The organism is Bradyrhizobium diazoefficiens, assembly GCF_016616885.1.
Taxonomy (GTDB): Bacteria; Pseudomonadota; Alphaproteobacteria; order Rhizobiales; family Xanthobacteraceae; genus Bradyrhizobium; species Bradyrhizobium diazoefficiens_F.
The window spans coordinates 5,036,276-5,051,863 of sequence record NZ_CP067102.1; the positions used below are offsets into that span (position 1 = coordinate 5,036,276).

Genomic DNA, 15,588 nt, shown 5'->3' on the forward strand with positions numbered 1-15,588 from the left:
TAACGATCAGGCGACGAAATTGCCGCCGAGCTCGTCCTCGATGTGGATGCGGATGATATCGTCGAAGGACTTCTCTTCGGTGGTGAAACCGAGCTCGCGCGCCCGCTTCGCCTCGAAATTGCGCGGCCAGCCGCCGACGATGCCGACGATGAACGGATCGAGCTCATGCTTGATGCGCGCGGCGACCTTGTTGCCGGCCACCCGCCTGAGCGCTGCAATCTGCTCGCCGACCGTGGCCGAGAAGCCCGGCATGGTCAGGTTGCGGCGCGGACCGACCTTGGCGAGGTCCATGGTGCCGGCATGGAGCAGGAAGCCGACGGCCGAGCGCGGCGTGGCGTGCCAGTGGCGGACGTCCTCGGACACCGGGAGGACCGCTTCCTTGCCGGCGAGCGGCTCGCGCAGAATGTTGGAAAAGAAGCCCGATGCCGCCTTGTTGGGCAGGCCGGGACGGATGCAGATGGTTGGCAGGCGAATGCCGATGCCGTCGAGGAAGCCGCGGCGCGAATAATCCGCCAGCAGCAGCTCGCCGATCGCTTTCTGGGTGCCGTAGCTGAGCAGCGGGGTGTGGAAGAACTCGTCGCCGATCGCATCCGGGAACGGGGCGCCGAACACTGCGATCGAGGACGTGAACACCACGCGCGGCTTGTAGCCGCCGCCGACAAGCCTGATAGCGTCGAGCAACATCCGCGTGCCGTCGAGATTGATGCGGTAGCCCTTGTCGAAATCGAGCTCGGCCTCGCCCGAGACGATCGCGGCAAGATGGAAGATCACGTCGGGGCGGCCGGCGATCAGTTTTTCAGCAGCACCCGGGACTGCGAAATCGCCCGAGACGGTCTCGACGGGGAAACCGGCCTTTCCCGGCTTCCTGGGCTCGACCACGTCATGCATGGTCAATTTGGTGATGTCGCTCTTGCCGAGCCGGCCGTCGCGCAACAGCCGTTCACACAATTTGCGGCCGACCATGCCGGCAGCGCCCAGAACCAGAATGTGCAAGAGCCTACTCCTTCTTATTGGCTTATTGGCCGGAACGCGCCGCGCTTGGCAGTCTCACTTGGTACGTCTGCTTGGCACATCCGCTTGGCCCGCTCCCGAGGGCAGGCCCCCCGCGATCATTCCTTCACAGCGCCGGTCATCGCCGACACATAATGCTCCACGAAGAAGGCGTAAAGGATGACCAGCGGCAGCGATCCGGCCAGGGCGCCCGCCATCAGAGAGCCCCAGCGATAGACATCGCCATCCACGAACTCGTTGACGATCGCGACCGGCACCGTCTTGTTACTGGTCGATTGCAGGAAGGTCAGCGCGTAGATGAATTCGTTCCAGCACAGCGTGAAGCAGAAGATGAAGGCCGAGATCAGGCCGGGTATCGCGAGCGGCAGCACGATCTTGATCAGGATCTGCCAGCGACTCGCGCCATCGATCAGCGCGCATTCCTCCAGCTCGAACGGAATGGTCTTGAAATAGCCCATCAGCAGCCAGGTCGAGAACGGGATCAAGATGGTCGGATAAGTCAGGATCAGGGCAAGCGGCGAATCGAACAGGCCGTACTGAAACACGACGGTGGCGAGCGGGATGAACAGGATCGACGGCGGCACCAGGTAAGCGAGGAAGATCAGCCCACCGACGAGGTTGGCGCCCTTGTAGCGCAATCGCACGATCGCATAGGCCGCGAGCACCGAGGCGATGATCGAGAGCACAGTGGCGCAGACCGCCACATACATCGTGTTCCACAGCCAATGTGGATAGTAGCTCTCGAACAGCAGCTTGTGGAAGTGCTTGAAGGTCGGATTCCACGTCCAGAACGGATTGTATCTGTCGAGATCGAGCAACTGGTTGTCCGGCTTTACCGAGGTCAGCGCCATCCAATAGAACGGAAACAGCAGGATCACGACGATGATCGTGAGCGGCAGATAGAGCGTCACGAGCCGGCGCGGCACCGACTGGAGATAGCTCATGCCCTCGCTGTGATCGTCCTTCGCGACCGTTGGCGACGAGCCTGACAATACGTTCTTGAGATCAATGGATCTGGTGGGCAGGTCAATCATTGCTCTCTCCCTGCTGCCACTTGCGCCGCTGGAGGCCGAACCACGAGACCATGATCGCAGCGAGCAGGAACGGGATCATGGCGCTCGAGATCGCGGCGCCCTCGCCCAGTTGCCCCGCGATGATCGCACGCTGATAGGACAAGGTCGCCATCAGATGGGTGGCATTGACCGGGCCGCCGCGGGTCATCGCCCAGATCAGCTGGAAGTCGGTGAAGGTGAAGAGCACCGAGAAAGTCATGACGACCGCGATGATCGGCGTGAGAAGCGGATAGGTGATGTAGCGGAATCTCTGCCAGCCGGAGGCGCCGTCAAGGATTGCAGCTTCATAAAGCGACGGCGAAACCGTCTGGAGGCCTGCGAGCAGCGTGATCGCAACGAACGGCACGCCGCGCCAGATGTTGGCGAAGATCACGCAAATCCGCGCCCAGGTGGTGTCGCCGAGAAAGTTGATGTTCTGGCTGATCAGGCCGAGATGCCTCAGTGACCAGGAGATGATCGAGAACTGCGAATCGAATATCCACCAGAATGCGAGCGCCGATAGCACCGTTGGCACGATGAAGGGGATCAAGACCATGGCGCGCAGCATCGCCTTGAACGGCATGTTCTCGTTCAAGAGCAGCGCGAGATAAAGCCCGACGGCAAATTTGATGGCGCTGGCCGCGAACGTGTAGAGCAGCGTGTTGAACACCGAGAGCCAGAAGACGGAGTCGTCCCACAGCCACTCATAGTTCTCGGTCGCGATGAAGTGACCGGCCCGACCGATGCGGGTGTCAGTGAAGGACAACCAGATACCGAGGCCCAGCGGATAAGCCAGGAAGAAGATCAGGAACGCCAGGGCCGGCAGCATGAACCAGAAGCCGAGCCAGTTGCGGTTGTGCTTAAGCTGGTCCCAGGCGCTTGCCGCGCGAAACTGAGGCTTGGCACTGGGAGCAACTGCGAGATCAGCCATGCCCGATATTCCCGACCGGAGAAGAAAACGAGCGGGCGACCGCGAAAGCCGCCCGCTCCGCGACGATCAACGATAGATGCGCTTCAATTGCCGCTCGGCTTCCGCCATTGCGCCTTTCGCGTCTTTCGTGCCGGTGCAGTAGTTGGCAAACATGTCGACCACGATGAAGTCGGCGATCGCGGTCGCGGCCTTCTCTCCGACCGTGCCGATACCGGATGCCGGCAGTGTGCGCTTGGAAGCCTGCGAGAACACGCTGTTCTTGGGGTCCGCGGTCCAGACCGGCGCCGACTCGTAGGCGTTCAAGGTCTGGGTCAAATAACCTTGCGCACCGTCCAGCCACTTCTCGTAGTTCTCCTTCTCCAGCATGAAGGCGATGAAGGCCTTTGCCGCGTTCGGATATTTGGTGAAGTTGAACGCGAGGATCGGCAGCGCAAGCTGCAATTCGGTCGGCTTGCCGACGGGCCCGACCGGGTGCAGCGCGTGATAAGTGTCTTCGGCGATTTCCTTCTTGGTCGGATCCGTCTTGGCTGCGACATAGATCGAGATGCCGTTGAGCGTGCAATAGAGCTCGCCCGCGAGGTAGGCCTTGTTGTTGGAGGAATCGTTCCAGGACGGCGTGCCCGGAATGAAGGTCTCGGAGAGCGCCTTGCAGTACTCAAGCGCCTTGGCGGTCTCTGGCGAATTGATGATGACCTTGTCGTCCTTGTCGACAGTCCAGGCGTTGTGCCCCCAGAGAATCCAGTGCAGCCATCCATTGGCGTCGCCGCTGGCGTGGCCAAGGGCGAAACCGGCCGGGGTGTTGTTCGCTTTCAGCGCCTTGCACATTTCAAGGAAGCTCGGGAAGTCCTTGGGAAACTCCTTGAAGCCGGCCTTGTCGGTCGCCGATTTGCGATAGGTCATGTAGCCGCCGTTGGTCGCAACCGGAATGCCGAGCCAGTCGTTGCCGAGCATGCAGGTCTTGGCGGCCGCATCAGTCCAGCCGCCGTACTTCTTGCCGAGATAATCGGCAACGTCGTTCATCTTGATGACCTTGGTCGGGAACAGCTGCGGCAGCGTGTGCAGGCCCCAGGCGAGATCGAGACCCGAGCCGGTGTTGGCCGCGACCGACGCCTTCGGCTGCACGTCCTCGAAGGACTCGCTGAACACGTTCATTTCCGTGCCCGTGGCGGCTTTGAAGGCCGCGACCATCGCATTGAACGCGTCGTCTTCCGACGGCACGAAGCGCTTCCAGCGCATCACGGTCAGCTTGGCGCCGGGCTCCGCCTTCCAGGGCGAGTCCGCGGCCCAGGCTTTGGCAAATTCGAACAGTGCAGGTCCGGTCAATGCGCCGGCGGTCGCCAGTGCGGTTCCGCCTTGAAGCAGCGCCCGGCGCGTAAAGTCTTGCATGTCGTCCTCCCTGTGATGCTTTTTTTGCTTCGCTTTATGCGTTTGGCTTTATGCGTTCAGCCGTTTCCCCGTCGCCTCGTCGAACAAGTGAACCACGGACGGATCTGGCTTCAGCTTGACCTTGTCGCCCGGGTTGAACTGGTGACGCTCGCGGAAAACCGCGACGACCTGCTCGCCGCCGACCTTCGCGAACACCTGGGTCTCCGAGCCGGTCGGCTCGACCACGACGATCTCGGCGTCGGCACCATCGTCGGCAATCGTGAAATGCTCAGGGCGGACACCGTAAACCACCGGCTTGCCGTCCGACCCGGCCGGCACGCTCTTGAGCGGCAGCTTGACGCCGTTCGGCCCCTCGAAGGTCGCAACGCCGTTGACCCGCACATGCCCCTTCAGGAAGTTCATCGCAGGCGAGCCGATGAAACCCGCGACGAACTGGTTTTCCGGCTTGTCGTAGAGCTCGAGCGGCGTGCCCATCTGCTCGACGATACCGTCATGCATCACGACGATCTTGTCGGCCATCGTCATGGCCTCGATCTGGTCGTGGGTGACGTAGACGGTCGTGGTCTTGAGCCGCTGGTGCAGCTCCTTGATCTCGGTGCGCATGGCGACGCGCAGCTTGGCATCGAGGTTCGACAACGGCTCGTCGAACAGGAAGACCTGGGGATCGCGCACGATGGCGCGGCCCATGGCGACGCGCTGGCGCTGGCCGCCGGAGAGCTGGCGCGGGTAGCGCTCGAGCAACGGCGTCAGCGCGAGAATTTCGGCGGCGCGCTTGACGCGCTTGTTGATCTCGTCGGAGCCGGCGTTCCGCAGCTTCAGCGAGAAGCCCATGTTTTCGCCGACCGTCATGTGCGGATAGAGCGCGTAGTTCTGGAACACCATCGCAATGTCCCGCTCCTTGGGCTGGACATTGTTGACGACGCGGTCGCCGATCGAGATCGTGCCGGAGGTGATGTTCTCGAGGCCTGCGAGCATGCGCAGAAGCGTCGACTTGCCGCAGCCGGAAGGGCCAACCAAGACGACGAACTGGCCGTCCTCGATCGGAATCGAGACGCCGTGCAGGACTTCAAAATTGCCGAACGATTTCCGCACGTCGCGGATTTGCACAGACGACATCTAGCTCCCTCCTCAGACTTAGACGACGCAACTGTCGCGCCGCCACCGTCTTGTTTTTTCTGAACTTCGCCGACCCGAAGCCCCTCTAACAGGCGACATTGTCGGCAGTTTATGCGGCTTTGGCAATTTGTCTTTGGTTAGTCGCTGCTGGTAGCGCTGTCAACGATCCTTTGTTTGCGGGAGTGGCTGTGTTAAGAGCAACAAATGGGTCGAAAGCGCACCAAGTCTGGCAAGATTCGGCTGGCAGAAGTCGCCGAGCTCGCCGGCGTCAGCCCGATTACCGCCTCCCGCTTTTTCCGCAATCCCGAGGCGCTATCAGTCGCCAAGCGGACGCGGGTCGAAAGCGCGGCCCAGGAGCTCGGCTATGTGCCCAACCTTGCGGCACGCGCGCTGGCCTCGCACCGCACCGAGGTGATCGGTGTCTTGATTCCGTCACTGACCAACAACGTGTTCTCCGACGTGCTGCGCGGCATCTATGACGCCTCCGAAAGCAGCCGTTACTCGATCCAGCTGTCCAACACACGCTACAGTATTCTCCAGGAGGAGAAGCTCTTGCGCCTGTTCCTGGCGCAGAAGCCGGCGGGACTGATCGTCACAGGCATCGACCAGACCACGGAATCGCGCGCCATGCTGGAGGCGGCCGACTGCCCGATCGTGCAGATCATGGAGATCGGCCCTGACCCGGTCGACATGATGATCGGCTTTTCCCATTATGATGCAGCACGTGCGGCGATTGCTCATTTGTTCGCGCAGGGCCACCGCAGGATCGGCTTCGTCGGCGCGCGCATGGACCCACGGGTGCAGCGCCGGCTCGACGGCTATGTCGCAGCCATGAAGGACGCCGGTCTCTACGACCAAAGACTGATCGTGACGACGGCGACGCCGACCTCGGTCACGCTGGGCGGTGCGCTGTTCTCCGATCTGCTGGCGCGCGAGGCCGGCATCGACTCGGTGTTCTGCGCCAATGACGACCTCGCGCTCGGCGTCCTCTTCGAATGCCGCCGCCGGGAGATCGCAATCCCCGATCAGATCGCGATCGTCGGCTTCAACGACCTTGAATTCATGGCCTCCTCGGTGCCGACGCTGACGAGCGTGCGGACCAACCGTTACGAAATGGGCAGCGCCGCTGCCGCGATGCTGATCGAGGCGATCGAAGGCAAGCGTCCTGAAGAGCCCGTGCTCGATCTCGGTTTTACCGTGATCGAGCGGCAGAGTTCGCAGACGCAGCGGCCGGCAGCCGGCCCGCGCGCGCCGGAATGGGCGCCGGCCGTACAAAATGATAGCGTTACCAACGACCCATGAGTAGTATCGCACTTGTGAGGAAACGTTCGCCAGCAGGCGGGCCGTTGTTACATGCTCGCGCTGCCGGGCATCGCATCGACCGACACCCCGGGCGTCGGCCCGTGCGTTTGCATTGAAGGAGAATCCAATGACAAAAAAGCCAACCAATGGGCACGCGCCCGCCGGTAACGGCACCCGCCGCCACCTTCGCTCGCAGGAATGGTTCAACAACCCGCATAATCCGGGGATGACCGCGCTCTACATGGAGCGCTATCTGAACTACGGCCTCACCCGCGCCGAGTTGCAGTCCGGCAAGCCGATCATCGGCATCGCCCAGACCGGCAACGACCTCTCCCCCTGCAACCGCCATCATATCGAGCTGGCCCATCGTGTCCGTGAGGGCATCCGTGAGGCCGGCGGCATCGCGATGGAATTCCCGACCCACCCGATCCAGGAGACCGGCAAGCGCCCGACCGCTGCGCTCGACCGCAACCTCGCTTATCTCGGCCTGGTCGAGATCCTCTACGGCTATCCGCTGGACGGCGTGGTGCTGACCACCGGCTGCGACAAGACCACGCCGGCCTGCATGATGGCGGCGGCGACCGTGAACCTGCCCGCGATCGTGCTGTCGGGCGGCCCGATGCTCAACGGTTGGCATGCCGGCGAGCGCACCGGCTCCGGCACCATCGTCTGGAAGTCGCGCGAGCGGCTCGCCGCCGGCGAGATCGACTATGAAGAGTTCATGGAGATCGTGGCCTCATCGGCGCCCTCGGTCGGCCATTGCAACACCATGGGAACGGCGTCGACCATGAACGGGCTGGCCGAAGCGCTCGGCTTCTCGCTGCCGGGCTGCGCGGCCATCCCCGCCCCCTACCGCGAGCGCGGCCAGATTTCTTATGAGACGGGAAAACGCATCGTCGAGATGGTCTGGGAAGACCTCAAGCCGTCGGACATCCTGACCCGCAAGGCGTTCGAGAACTGCATCGTGATCAATTCGGCGATCGGCGGCTCGACCAATGCGCCAATCCACATCAACGCGCTCGCCCGCCATATCGGCGTGGAGCTGTCGATCGACGACTGGCAGAAGTTCGGCCATGACGTGCCGCTCCTGGTCAACATGCAGCCGGCCGGCTTCTATCTCGGCGAGGAATTCCACCGCGCCGGCGGCGTGCCGGCCGTGGTGCGCGAATTGATGAAGCACAAGCGCATCCATGAGGATGCGGTCACCGTGAACGGCCGCGGCATCGGTGAGAACTGCAACGATGCGCCGAAGCCCGACAACGACGTGATCTGGGCTTACGACAAGCCGCTGGTGAAGGACGCAGGCTTCCTGGTGCTGAAGGGCAATCTGTTCGATTCCGCGATCATGAAGACCTCTGTGATCTCCAAGGAATTCCGCGACCGTTATCTGAGCAATCCGAAGGACCCTAACGCATTCGAAGGCCGCGCCATCGTGTTCGAAGGACCGGAGGATTATCACGCGCGGATCGACGATGCCTCGCTCGATATCGACGAGCATTGTGTGCTGTTCATCCGCGGCACCGGGCCGATCGGCTATCCCGGCGGCGCCGAGGTCGTGAACATGCAGCCGCCCGCAGCCCTGATCAAACGCGGCATCCTCGCCCTGCCCTGCATCGGCGACGGCCGCCAGTCCGGCACCTCGGGCTCGCCCTCGATCCTCAATGCCTCACCGGAAGCGGCCGCCAATGGCGGGCTCGCTATCCTCAAGACCGGCGACAAGGTCCGCATCGACCTCAACAAGGGCAGCGCCAACATCCTGATCTCGGACGACGAGTTGAAGAAGCGCCACGCCGAGCTGAAGGCCAATGGCGGCTTCAAGCATCCGCCGAACCAGACGCCGTGGCAGGAGATCTACCGCAACACCGTCGGCCAGCAGTCGACCGGCGCCTGCATGGAGCTCGCCACGCGCTACCAGAACGTCGCCGGCGCCTTTGGTGTGGCGCGGGATAATCACTGACAGCCACACCGTCATTGCGGGCGAAGCGACGCAATCCAGAGATATCTCCGCGGAGACGGTCCTGGATTGCGTCGTCGCTTCGCTTCTCGCAATAACGAACTAACAAACAGAGCTTGGTGAGGAGAAAAACAACATGGCAGACCGCCTCAAGGGTAAGCGCGCCGTCATTACGGCTGCAGCCGCAGGTATCGGGCGCGCATGCGCCCTCGCATTCGCGCGTGAAGGCGCAACCGTCATCGCCACCGACATCAACGAGGCCGGCATCGCCGGCCTGACCAAGGAAGGGATTGCCGAGGTCGCAAAGCTCGACGTGCGCAACACCGCCGACGTCAACGCCTTTGCAAAGCGGGTCGGCAAGATCGACATCCTGCTCAATGCCGCCGGCTTCGTGCATCACGGCACCATCCTGGAGTGCTCGGAAGAGGATTTTGATTTCTCGTTCGACCTCAACGTCAAATCGATGCACCGGACCATCAGGGCGTTCCTGCCCGACATGCTCGCGGGCGGTGGCGGCAGCATCGTCAACATCTCGTCCTGCGCGGCGCTGCGCCCGCCGGCCAATCGTTATGTCTACAGCTCCTCGAAGGCCGCGGTGTCGCTGCTGACCCGCGCCGTCGCGCTCGACTTCATCACCAAGGGCATCCGCTGCAATTCGATCTGCCCCGGCACGGTCGAGACCCCCTCGATGCTCGATCGCGCCGCAGCCCAGGGGCCGCAGGGCAAGGAGATGTTCGTCTCGCGCCAGAAGATGGGCCGGCTCGGCACCGCCGACGAGATCGCCAACATGGCGATCTATCTCGGCAGCGACGAGAGCGCGTTCACCACCGGCGTCGACCTCGTCGTCGACGGCGGCTACATGCTCTGACGCCCAAGGGGTCGAACAGGATCACATCTCATGAACAAGATTGATCTCAACGGCCGCGTCGCTGTCGTCACCGGCGGCGCGCAGGGTTTTGGCCGGGCCATCACCGAGCGCTTTGTCGCCTCGGGCGCCAAGGTCGCGATCTGGGATTTTGACGAGGCGCTGGCCGAGAAGACGGCGAAGGAAATCGGCGACAACGTCCGCGCCTTCAAGGTCGACGTCACCGACACCGCCGGCGTCGAGCAGGCGCGCGATGCGACACTGGCCGCGTTCGGCAAGATCGACATTCTCGTCAACAATGCCGGCATCGCCGGCGTCAACAAACCGGTCTGGGAGACCGATCTCGATGAATGGCGCAAGGTGCTGCGCATCAACCTCGATGGCCCCTTCATCGTCTGCAAGGCCATCGTGCCGACGATGCTCAAGCAGAAATACGGGCGGATCGTGAACATCGCCTCGATCGCCGGCAAGGAAGGCAATCCGAACGCGTCGCACTATTCGGCCTCCAAGGCCGGCCTGATCGCGCTGACGAAGTCGCTCGGCAAGGAGCTCGCCGCGCATGACATTCTCGTGAATGCGGTGACGCCGGCGGCGGCAAAGACCGCGATCTTCGACCAGATGACGCAGCAGCATATCGATTTCATGCTGTCGAAAATCCCCAAAGCGCGCTTCGTGCTGGTGGAAGAGCTCGCCGCGATGGCGGCGTGGCTCGCATCCGAAGATTGTGCCTTCTCCACCGGCGCGGTCTTTGATATTTCCGGGGGACGGGCGACCTATTGAAGCATTGGCCGCCCGAGGAAGGCGGCCATGACCCTCGGACGTCGGGATTTTGTGAAGCTCGCAGCGGGCGCAGGCGCGCTGCCTTTGCTTTCGCACGGTGCGCTGGCGCAGCTCGCGCCCAACCCGCCAAGCATCCGCCCGCCCTCGCCGGCCGAGCGCACGGCGATGGGCCGGCTGGCGCAGACCTTCATGGACAAATTCGAGGTGCCGGCGCTCTCCTTTGCGATCGGCTATGCCGGTGCGATCGTCCATCAGGCCGCCTTTGGCGTTGCCGATCGCGAGCAGAATGAAGCAGCGACGCCGCAGCATCTGTTTCGCATCGCCAGCGTCAGCAAGATGATCACCTCGGTGACGCTGTTTCGGCTGATCGAGGAGAACCGCGTCAAGCTCATCGACCGCGTGTTCGGCCCCGGCGCGCTGCTCGGCACCGATTACGGCGCGCCGCCCTACTCGCCCGGCATCGACCAGATCAGGCTCGAGCATCTCCTGACGCATACCAGCGGCGGCTGGACCAACGACAACCGCGATCCCATGTTCACGCATCCGCACATGGACCACGTGCAGCTCATCACGTGGACGCTGGCGAACCGGCCCCTGGATCGTCCGCCGGGCCAGCACTACGCCTACTCCAATTTCGGCTATTGCCTGCTGGGCCGGGTCATCGAGAAACTCACCGGCCAGCGTTATGCCGAGCACGTCCGCGCCGAGGTGCTCGGCCGTTGCGGCGTCACTGACATGACGATCGCCGGCAACACACGCGATCAACGCCAGGCCGGCGAAGTCGCCTATTACTGCAAGGTCGAAAGTCCCTACGGCATGAATGTCCGGCGGATGGATGCCCATGGTGGCTGGATCGCGACGCCAACGGACCTCGTGCAATTCCTGATGCATGTCGACGGCTATGCGCGGCCTGCGAACATCCTGCGACCGCGCAGCATCGAGGTCATGACGACAGCGCCCAGCTACAGCCCGGACTACGCCAAGGGTTTTTGCATCAACAAATCAGGCAATTGGTGGCACAATGGCAGCCTGCCCGGCACCAGCACCATCGCGGTCAGAACCCATGGCGGCTTCTGCTGGGCTACCTTCAGCAATGTGAGCCGGCCGAATACCAACATGGATGGCGAACTCGATGAGCTCAACTGGAACATGGCGCGGCAGGTCAGCGAATGGCGGGTGGCCTGAGCCATGATCAGGGAAGGTGGATGCCTGTGCGGCGCGGTGCGGTTCAAGGCGGAAGGCGAGCCGCTGATCAGGGCTGGCTTGAAACGGTGATATTCGCAGTCTGCACGCGCCGGCCCGCCGTTGTAGCCAACCAGATCCCAGCGAACACCGCGACGATCCCGGCCGCGAGATTCCAGCGCAACGGCTCGTTCAGCAGCCAGGCACCGACCAGCGATGCCGTGATCGGATTGACCGTCACCGAGATCGCCACGCGTGTCGGCGTCGTCCGCTCCAGCGCGAAGGCCCAGAGATAGAAGGTCAGCGCCGCGCCGAAGGCGCCGAGATAGAGCGCTGCGAGCCATTGCGGCGCGCCAAAACTTGCGACGGGCGCAAAGCTGCCGCGACAGCAGGCGAGCAGGATGAGGCAGATCGCGCCCGCCGCCATGCTCATGGTGGTGAAGGCGATCGGGCTGGCGCGCCGGATCAGCGGCTTCGACCAGATGCCGTACAGCGCCATGCACAGCGCAGCCGCCATCATCAGGAGATCGCCGCGCCAGGCGCCTAACGGCGCCGAATTGAGGTCGGAGAGGAGCGCGACGGCAACGCCAAGAGTTGCCACCACGACGCCGATCGATTTGCGCCAGCTCAGGGCCTCGCTGCCGAGCGCGGCACCGATCACCAGCGTCAACAGCGGCAACGTCGACAGCGCGAGCGCGCCGCGCGCCGCTGTCGTGAAGATCAGCGACGCGTTGAACAGGATCGGAAACAGCGCAAAGAACAGGATGCCGAGCCCGATTGCGGCAGCCCAGTCGCCTCGCCCCGGCCAGCGATCGCCACGCAGCAATGTCAGCGGCAGCAGCAGGAGAAAGCCGATCCCGAACCGGAACGAGCCGATCGCCAGCGGATCGATGCTACCAACGAGATAGCGCGTGGCGCCGATCAAGGTGCCGCCCAGCGCACTCGACAGCACCGCAGCCAGAACGCCAAAAATCTCGCCCACAATCCCTCCCGCCGAACGCCCGGACGAACAGCATATGGGCCGTGCCGAAACTGGGAATGGAATTTCCGTCATGCTGGGATAAATTTTGGTCATGACCGCGCCCGACCTGGATCCCGATCTGCTCAAGGCCTTTCTCGCCGTCGCCGAGCATCGCTCGTTCACGCGCGCGGCCGATCAGCTCAACCGGACCCAATCGGCGGTGAGCGTGCAGGTCAGGCGCCTCGAGGAGCGGCTCGGGACAAAACTGTTTCAGCGCGGCCGGGCTGGCGTCGTGCTGACCGCCGCGGGCCATGAGCTGCGCGCCTACGCGCAGCGCATTCTCGCCCTCCATGCAGAAGCGGTTGGCGCGTTGCGCGCACGCAAGCCGGAGGCCGTCATCCGCCTCGGCGTGATGGACGATTATGGCACGATCGTCATTCCGCCCCTGCTGGCGAGCTTTGCCAAGGAGCATCCGACCGTAAGGGTCGAGATCGAGACCGGGCTGACCGCGACCATGCCGTCCCGGCTCGGCGAGGCCTATGACCTCGTCATCGCCATGCATCCGGAAGGCAGCGGCAATGGCGAGCTGCTCCGCCGCGAGCAGGCGGTGTGGGCTGCGGCCGCGTCGTATCCGGCCGAAGAACAGGACACGCTGTCCGTCGCGCTCTACCCGCCGGGCTGCCTGTTCCGCCAATGGGCCGCCGAGGCGCTCGATGCCGCCGGCCGGCCCTGGCGCCTCGCCTTCGTCAGCCGGACGCTTGCAGCGGTCGAAGCCGTCGCCGCGCAGGGCCTCGCGATCACCGTCGTGAAAGCCGGCACCCTGCCCGCCTGCCTGCGCATCCTGTCGAACGGCCTGCCGCCGCTCCCCACTGCGGACATCCGCCTCCACCGTGCGCGCAACTTGTCGCAGCCAGCGGCGCTGCTGGCGGATCATTTACAGCTTGGGATTTCGGAACCGGTGTCCCATATCCTGACCTGACGCGTGCCCCATCACCGGATCGGCCGGCTTGGCTGCAAGGCCGCGAGCGAACCGGGACAGACGAGCCGTGAACATTTCCCTTTATGACCTCTCCGTGTGGGTGCTGCCTCTGGTGCTCTCCATCACCTTTCATGAGGCCGCGCACGCCTTTGTCGCGGACCGTCTCGGTGACAACACGGCTGCGCAGCTTGGGCGCGTCAGCTTCAATCCGCTGCGCCACATCGATCCGTTCGGCACCCTGATCCTGCCGGCGATGCTGCTGTTCGCGCATTCGCCGTTCCTGTTCGGCTACGCCAAGCCGGTGCCGGTGAATTTCCGCAAGCTCAACCATCCCCGGCTGGACATGGTCTGGGTCGCCTTGGCCGGCCCCGTCACCAACATCCTTCTGGCGCTCGTCGCGGGCCTCGCCCTCCATGCCCTGCCGTGGGCGCCCGCCGGTTCGGCGCAATGGATCTTCGACAACCTCAAGAATGCCCTGCTGATCAACGCCGTGCTGGCGGTCTTCAACATGATGCCGATCCCGCCGCTCGACGGCGGACGGGTCGCGGTCGGGCTGCTGCCCCGGCCGCTTGCCCTGCCCCTGTCGCGGCTCGAGCCGTTCGGCATGATGATCCTGATTGCGCTCTTGATCCTGCTGCCGCTGGCGGGTTCCCAGTTCGGTCTAAATCTTGATGTTATTTCAGCAATACTGCGAACGTTGACCGGTTATGTGATTCAAGCTGTTCTCTTGCTGACCGGCAATGCGTAGTTGAAGCACCCTTCAAGATCCGCACTTGAAGATCCTGCACTTGAAGACAAAGCCGAAGGGCTAGAGGCCAACTTGGTCAAAGCTGCCGATATGCTGATCGCGCGACGCGCCGACACCCGTGCCCGCGCCGATTTCGCCACCTGGAAGATGATGGCCAAGCTGAATGGGTTGTCGGCGCTGCCTCCGGACGCACAGGGCTTCCTCGACAGCTACAAGAAGCTGCTGGAGCGGATGAGCGAGGGCGAGGCGGCGGAGGCCACCATCGCCGAGGTCTACAAATCCTATTATCTGGAGATGGGCGGCGCCGGGAACCCGCCCGACGTGCGCACGCGGCCGGCTGAGCCGGTGGCGGACAATGTTACCGCCTTCCGGCGCCCGGCCCCCAAGCCGAAGAAGGCCGCGATGTTCGGGGCGACGATGTTTGGTGGAACCGAGAAGCGCCCGCTCCCGGTGGCGCTGATCTTCGCCTGCCTGGTCGTGGTCTACGTCTCGATCAAATACTACTGGCGCTGACGACCACGCCGCTTATTTCGGCGGCTTCTTAAAATTCACCGGCAGGCTGAAGGCGAACTGATCGTCCGTGAGGTCGGCCGGCGGGACCGGCACGGGATCCGAGCGGCGCACCATCGCGATGGCCGCATCGTCGAAGGCGGGATCGCCCGAGGACTCGGCGACGTCGACGGAAACGACATTGCCGCGGCGGTTCAAGACCAGGCTGAGCTTGACCGTCGTCGTCTTGGTCTTGTCCTTGGGATAGCGCTTGTGAAGCTCGAAATAGGCGCTGATCCGCTTGCCCCATTCGGCTGTCAGCTTGCGAAGGTCCTTGCCGATGCCCTGGTGGGGCGCGGCCGCCTTCTCATCCTCGCGCGCGTCTTCGTTCAGCGCCTGCCTCGCCGATTCCTGGGCGTTCGGCATTTCCTCGACCGCCTGGGTTTCGACCTTGGCCACCTTCGTGGTGTCCTCGACCGGCTTCTTGGAGTCGTTCTCGGTGACGAGGCGGTCCGGGTCTTCGGCTTCCTGAGGTATTTCCTTCGGCAGATCGGTCTCTTTCACCTCGGCCTGCTGCTGCATCTGCTGCGGCTGGTACTGCGAGGCTTCGCTGTCCGGGCCAGCCGGCAGATCCGTCTCGGGGAGCTTCGGCGAGGTCATTTCGACGGCGTACTCGGCGCCGTTGGCGCCGAGGCCATCGTCACCGTCGTCAGCACGAAGGTTGGCAAGCGCCAGCGCGGCCCCGCCAAGATGCAGGCCAATCGCGGCAATCGCGGCCAGAATCCAGAGCCGCCGGGACGGTTTCGCGTCGATCAGAGGGTCGGACATCGCA

15 protein-coding genes are annotated in these 15,588 nt (G+C 63.5%); 8 read left to right on the forward strand and 7 right to left on the reverse strand.

Annotation, left to right across the window (positions count from 1 at the left end; genetic code table 11):
* Nucleotides 1–6: 6 nt before the first annotated feature.
* The 5 genes from denD to JJC00_RS23725 all read right to left on the reverse strand — a co-directional run bounded on the left by denD (nucleotide 7) and on the right by JJC00_RS23725 (nucleotide 5,496).
* Nucleotides 7–993: a D-erythronate dehydrogenase gene (denD, locus tag JJC00_RS23705; protein ID WP_200468329.1), complete on the reverse strand. Its 987-nt coding sequence runs from the start codon at nucleotides 991–993 to the stop codon at nucleotides 7–9.
* A 116-nt stretch (nucleotides 994–1,109) separates the two neighbouring features.
* Nucleotides 1,110–2,045 carry a carbohydrate ABC transporter permease gene (locus JJC00_RS23710; protein ID WP_200468330.1) on the reverse strand — a complete coding sequence of 312 codons (936 nt, stop codon included), beginning with the start codon at nucleotides 2,043–2,045 and terminating at the stop codon, nucleotides 1,110–1,112.
* The gene (locus tag JJC00_RS23715; protein WP_200468331.1) at nucleotides 2,038–2,994 is read right to left on the reverse strand and encodes a carbohydrate ABC transporter permease; all 957 of its coding nucleotides are present in this window, start codon (nucleotides 2,992–2,994) and stop codon (nucleotides 2,038–2,040) included. The genes JJC00_RS23710 and JJC00_RS23715 overlap by 8 nt, the downstream gene beginning before the upstream one ends.
* A gap of 66 nt (nucleotides 2,995–3,060) precedes the next feature.
* A complete protein-coding gene (locus JJC00_RS23720) occupies nucleotides 3,061–4,380 on the reverse strand; it encodes an ABC transporter substrate-binding protein (RefSeq protein WP_200468332.1) in 1,320 nt (439 codons plus the stop codon).
* A gap of 48 nt (nucleotides 4,381–4,428) precedes the next feature.
* A complete protein-coding gene (locus JJC00_RS23725; protein ID WP_200468333.1) occupies nucleotides 4,429–5,496 on the reverse strand; it encodes an ABC transporter ATP-binding protein in 1,068 nt (355 codons plus the stop codon).
* A 204-nt stretch (nucleotides 5,497–5,700) separates the two neighbouring features.
* Here JJC00_RS23725 and JJC00_RS23730 point away from each other — a divergent pair, with 204 nt between their 5' ends.
* The 5 genes from JJC00_RS23730 to JJC00_RS23750 all read left to right on the forward strand — a co-directional run bounded on the left by JJC00_RS23730 (nucleotide 5,701) and on the right by JJC00_RS23750 (nucleotide 11,582).
* Entirely contained in the window at nucleotides 5,701–6,798 is a 1,098-nt protein-coding gene (locus tag JJC00_RS23730; protein ID WP_200468334.1) for a LacI family DNA-binding transcriptional regulator, read from the forward strand.
* Between the two features lie 127 nt (nucleotides 6,799–6,925).
* A complete protein-coding gene (locus JJC00_RS23735) occupies nucleotides 6,926–8,755 on the forward strand; it encodes an IlvD/Edd family dehydratase (RefSeq protein ID WP_200468335.1) in 1,830 nt (609 codons plus the stop codon).
* 133 nt (nucleotides 8,756–8,888) lie between these two features.
* Entirely contained in the window at nucleotides 8,889–9,620 is a 732-nt protein-coding gene (locus JJC00_RS23740; RefSeq protein WP_200468336.1) for an SDR family oxidoreductase, read from the forward strand.
* 30 nt (nucleotides 9,621–9,650) lie between these two features.
* On the forward strand, nucleotides 9,651–10,397 hold the full coding sequence (locus JJC00_RS23745; RefSeq protein WP_200468337.1) for an SDR family NAD(P)-dependent oxidoreductase: 747 nt from the start codon (nucleotides 9,651–9,653) through the stop codon (nucleotides 10,395–10,397).
* A 27-nt stretch (nucleotides 10,398–10,424) separates the two neighbouring features.
* Nucleotides 10,425–11,582: a serine hydrolase domain-containing protein gene (locus JJC00_RS23750; protein WP_200468338.1), complete on the forward strand. Its 1,158-nt coding sequence runs from the start codon at nucleotides 10,425–10,427 to the stop codon at nucleotides 11,580–11,582.
* Nucleotides 11,583–11,649: 67 nt separating this feature from the next.
* Here the strand turns inward: JJC00_RS23750 and JJC00_RS23755 are convergent, their stop codons facing one another.
* A complete protein-coding gene (locus JJC00_RS23755) occupies nucleotides 11,650–12,561 on the reverse strand; it encodes a DMT family transporter (protein WP_200468339.1) in 912 nt (303 codons plus the stop codon).
* 91 nt (nucleotides 12,562–12,652) lie between these two features.
* On the opposite strand from JJC00_RS23755, the gene JJC00_RS23760 reads away from it, so the two are divergent.
* The 3 genes from JJC00_RS23760 (at nucleotide 12,653) to JJC00_RS23770 (ending at nucleotide 14,780) form a co-directional block, all read left to right on the forward strand.
* Nucleotides 12,653–13,519: a LysR family transcriptional regulator gene (locus JJC00_RS23760; RefSeq protein ID WP_200468340.1), complete on the forward strand. Its 867-nt coding sequence runs from the start codon at nucleotides 12,653–12,655 to the stop codon at nucleotides 13,517–13,519.
* Between the two features lie 67 nt (nucleotides 13,520–13,586).
* Nucleotides 13,587–14,267 (forward strand): site-2 protease family protein, encoded by a 681-nt coding sequence (locus JJC00_RS23765; protein WP_200474209.1) that lies wholly within the window; start codon nucleotides 13,587–13,589, stop codon nucleotides 14,265–14,267.
* Between the two features lie 90 nt (nucleotides 14,268–14,357).
* Nucleotides 14,358–14,780, forward strand: coding sequence for a hypothetical protein (locus JJC00_RS23770; RefSeq protein WP_200474210.1), 423 nt, complete (start codon nucleotides 14,358–14,360; stop codon nucleotides 14,778–14,780).
* 12 nt (nucleotides 14,781–14,792) lie between these two features.
* Here the strand turns inward: JJC00_RS23770 and JJC00_RS23775 are convergent, their stop codons facing one another.
* Complete coding sequence (locus tag JJC00_RS23775; protein WP_200468341.1) at nucleotides 14,793–15,584, reverse strand: TonB family protein; 792 nt, start codon at nucleotides 15,582–15,584, stop codon at nucleotides 14,793–14,795.
* Between the last annotated feature and the right edge of the window lie 4 nt (nucleotides 15,585–15,588).

Excerpts from the sequence above, each read along its gene's own strand:
- JJC00_RS23710 (WP_200468330.1), bottom strand. The coding sequence starts at position 2,045 with ATGATTGACCTGCCCACCAGATCCATTGATCTCAAGAACGTATTGTCA.
- JJC00_RS23715 (WP_200468331.1), bottom strand. The coding sequence starts at position 2,994 with ATGGCTGATCTCGCAGTTGCTCCCAGTGCCAAGCCTCAGTTTCGCGCG.
- JJC00_RS23720 (WP_200468332.1), bottom strand. The coding sequence starts at position 4,380 with ATGCAAGACTTTACGCGCCGGGCGCTGCTTCAAGGCGGAACCGCACTG.
- JJC00_RS23725 (WP_200468333.1), bottom strand. The coding sequence starts at position 5,496 with ATGTCGTCTGTGCAAATCCGCGACGTGCGGAAATCGTTCGGCAATTTT.
- JJC00_RS23730 (WP_200468334.1), top strand. The coding sequence starts at position 5,701 with ATGGGTCGAAAGCGCACCAAGTCTGGCAAGATTCGGCTGGCAGAAGTC.
- JJC00_RS23735 (WP_200468335.1), top strand. The coding sequence starts at position 6,926 with ATGACAAAAAAGCCAACCAATGGGCACGCGCCCGCCGGTAACGGCACC.
- JJC00_RS23740 (WP_200468336.1), top strand. The coding sequence starts at position 8,889 with ATGGCAGACCGCCTCAAGGGTAAGCGCGCCGTCATTACGGCTGCAGCC.
- JJC00_RS23745 (WP_200468337.1), top strand. The coding sequence starts at position 9,651 with ATGAACAAGATTGATCTCAACGGCCGCGTCGCTGTCGTCACCGGCGGC.
- JJC00_RS23750 (WP_200468338.1), top strand. The coding sequence starts at position 10,425 with ATGACCCTCGGACGTCGGGATTTTGTGAAGCTCGCAGCGGGCGCAGGC.
- JJC00_RS23760 (WP_200468340.1), top strand. The coding sequence starts at position 12,653 with ATGACCGCGCCCGACCTGGATCCCGATCTGCTCAAGGCCTTTCTCGCC.
- JJC00_RS23770 (WP_200474210.1), top strand. The coding sequence starts at position 14,358 with ATGCTGATCGCGCGACGCGCCGACACCCGTGCCCGCGCCGATTTCGCC.
- JJC00_RS23775 (WP_200468341.1), bottom strand. The coding sequence starts at position 15,584 with ATGTCCGACCCTCTGATCGACGCGAAACCGTCCCGGCGGCTCTGGATT.